Source organism: Bacillus sp. NPDC094077 (assembly GCF_050279465.1).
In the GTDB taxonomy this organism is placed as follows: domain Bacteria; phylum Bacillota; class Bacilli; order Bacillales; family Bacillaceae_G; genus Bacillus_A.
Genome location: NZ_JBNNUF010000058.1, coordinates 1 through 1,357 on the forward strand (window position 1 = coordinate 1; position 1,357 = coordinate 1,357).

Here is a 1,357-nt window from a genome sequence, read left to right on the forward strand (position 1 = left end):
CAGAAGGAGTTTTTTGACTTTGTCATATTTAGATGAATCAAATTATAGCATCCTTGACGATAAAACCGCAACAGGTAAAAAGCGGGATTGGAGAGGAAAAAAAGTGAGATCGTCGCTTGTGGCGGCTCATTATGAAGGACTTGAAAAGCGTACCGGTGCACCTTATTACGGAAAAAAAGCTGAAAAAGTGTGTAATTGTGCAGAGTGTCTTGTGTTTAGAAGAGATATTGAAACGGGCAGGTTACGATTATCAAATGCTTATTTCTGTAAAGTGAGGTTATGTTCGATGTGTGCGTGGCGAAGATCATTAAAAATTGCGAGTCATAATAAATTGATTGTGGAAGAAGCAAACAGACAATATAAGCCAGCATGGATATTTCTCACGTTGACAGTGAAAAATGTCGAGGGTGATGATTTAAAACAAACGATTACTGATATGATGCAAGGCTTTAGAAAGCTGTTTCAATACAAAAAAGTGAAAACTGGAACACTTGGTTTTTTCAGAGCTTTAGAGATTACGAAAAATCATGAAGAAAATACATATCATCCTCATTTCCATGTGTTGATTCCTGTAAAGAAAAGCTATTTTAGAGGGCAATCTTATATTAAACAAGCGGAGTGGACAAGCTTTTGGAAAAAGGCAATGAAATTGGATTACACACCAATTGTGCATGTGCAGCGGGTCAAAGGAAAAAAGGGAATCAATGCGGAAGCGATTGAACAAGAAGTGCGTAAAGAGATGGAAGAACAAAAGGCCATTCTGGAAATCTCGAAGTATCCAGTCAAGGATACGGATGTCATACGTGGGAATGAAGTGACCGAGGAAAATTTGGATACGGTTTATTATTTGGATGATGCATTAAGTGCCAGGAGGTTGATCGGATATGGCGGGATCTTGAAAGAGATTCATAAGGAACTGAATTTGACGGATGCTGAAGACGGGGATCTTGTCAGAATTGAAGAAGATGATGATGAGGTTGCGAATGAGACATTTGAAGTCATGGCCCGTTGGCATGTTGGCATAAAAAACTATATAATTTCCTGATTAATCTAAATAATATGAGGTATAGTTTAATGTTTAAGGGAAGTATTAAAGGTGTATTGATTGTTTTATGTTCGTTGATTATTTTGGTTTTAAATGTATTTGCATATTTTAATTATCGTTTATCTTCAGTTTGAAAAGATGTTAGAAATTATTTAAATGAAAGGTTGCTTTAAGAAGAAGTGAGGAGGGAATCTTAATTCTTGAACTTCATTTTCTGATATGTTTATTAAAAGAGGTGAGATTATGTCTAAAACAAGTGAGAGATGGTAGGAGGGAACGTCATGATCAAACGCGACAAGCGGCTGCTGATTG

The 1,357-nt window shown here is 36.6% G+C and carries 1 protein-coding gene; it reads left to right on the forward strand.

Annotation, left to right across the window (positions count from 1 at the left end; all coding sequences use genetic code 11):
• Positions 1–19: 19 nt before the first annotated feature.
• On the forward strand, positions 20–1,045 hold the full coding sequence (locus ACQKNR_RS29225; protein ID WP_172692993.1) for a protein rep: 1,026 nt from the start codon (positions 20–22) through the stop codon (positions 1,043–1,045).
• Positions 1,046–1,357 lie beyond the last annotated feature (312 nt).